This window comes from Streptomyces sp. NPDC052036 (genome assembly GCF_040680495.1).
Classification (GTDB): Bacteria; Actinomycetota; Actinomycetes; order Streptomycetales; family Streptomycetaceae; genus Streptomyces.
Map to the genome: position 1 here is coordinate 1 of NZ_JBFAWW010000134.1, position 1,277 is coordinate 1,277.

Consider the following 1,277-nt stretch of genomic DNA (forward strand, 5'->3'; position numbering starts at 1 on the left):
AAGTGACGAGCGGCGGGGACGTGTGCCTCCTGCGCGGGCAGGGTGAGCAGCGCCTGGTGGTCGCAGGGCTGGCCGGGCAGCGAACTCGGGCTGGGGGAATCGGTCACAAACATGGTCTTCTGCTCTTCTGTGGATGTGCGGAGACCGGAACGGGGGAGACCCGCCAATACCTTCGGGGGCGGTCGGTGGGCCGGATCCTGTAAGGGCGCGCTCATTCAATTCCACGGTCGACGCACACCGAACGGTTCGAGCTGTTCGCCCCTTTTGCTGGACTTTTTGTGGGTCACGTGAATGCCGACGGCCCGGCTGCATGCTCTGTCGGCGCACTCATGTATCAAGTCGCTTGAGGGCTGGGCCGGTTCGCCGGAGGGGTTGACCGGTTTCCGGAAGCCGTCGGTGCGCCGTGAGCAGGAGCCGGCGCCCCTGCGAGTGGCCGGTCTGCCAGTGCCCGGACGCCGTGTGACGGCAGCGGGCCGGAACCCCGCGACCGAGCCGTAGAACTGCCGCGGTGCCGGTACAGTCCTCCGCTGACAGATGGTGCAGGCGAAGCAGCCGCAGCACCTGACCGGTCCTGAGGCGTGTGGCACCACAGCTGTCAGATCGACGACCGCATGAGGCCGCCCCTCGACCCGCTGGTCGTACATCCGGACGGCTTTCACCTCGATCGGCCCGGCTGCGGAGATGAGCTTTCCCGGTCGATGGCAGCCGCGTCGGCCACCAGCCGCCACCACGCGCATGGCGCTGATCAGCCTACGGTCAGAGAGGCACTGGTGTCGGTCTCCGAGGCCGCCGCACCCGCGGCGCTCTTGTGCCGCCGCGCGCTCACATCCGACAGCCGCGTCCATGGCGGGGCGGTGGGTGGACGCCCGGGGCACGCCGTGGGCGGTACTGTCGCGGTCGGTGCGCCCTTCCCACGAGCCGCGCCGGGACGCGAGGAGTCGGTCGGTGAGCCAGGAGGCCGCCCCGACGACAGGGGCGCGTGGGCTCCCCTCGCTTCACGCGCGGATTGTGACGAGCTTCTGACCGTTGCCTGCGATGATCTCGAAGTGCTCGATGGCTCCCGGGGACATGGGAACCGCACCTGGGATCGTGGTGCCGGGAGGGTATTCGCCTGCCCGCCAGGCAGCGCCGTCCGCCCTCGCTCCGCCGGACCCGATCGCCTGCAGTCGGCAGGTGATTCCGGCAGGTGCCCCTTTGGCGGAGACCTGTAGGACACTGCCCCAGGCAGCGGGCGAGACCTTCACCGAGGCGGAGACGCCGGTGGCGGGATCGCTTCC

The 1,277-nt window shown here is 69.7% G+C and carries 1 pseudogene; it reads right to left on the reverse strand.

What is annotated here, in order from left to right:
• Positions 1-995 precede the first annotated feature (995 nt).
• Positions 996-1,277, reverse strand: a pseudogene (locus tag AB0L95_RS42230) (hypothetical protein); the annotation flags it as partial.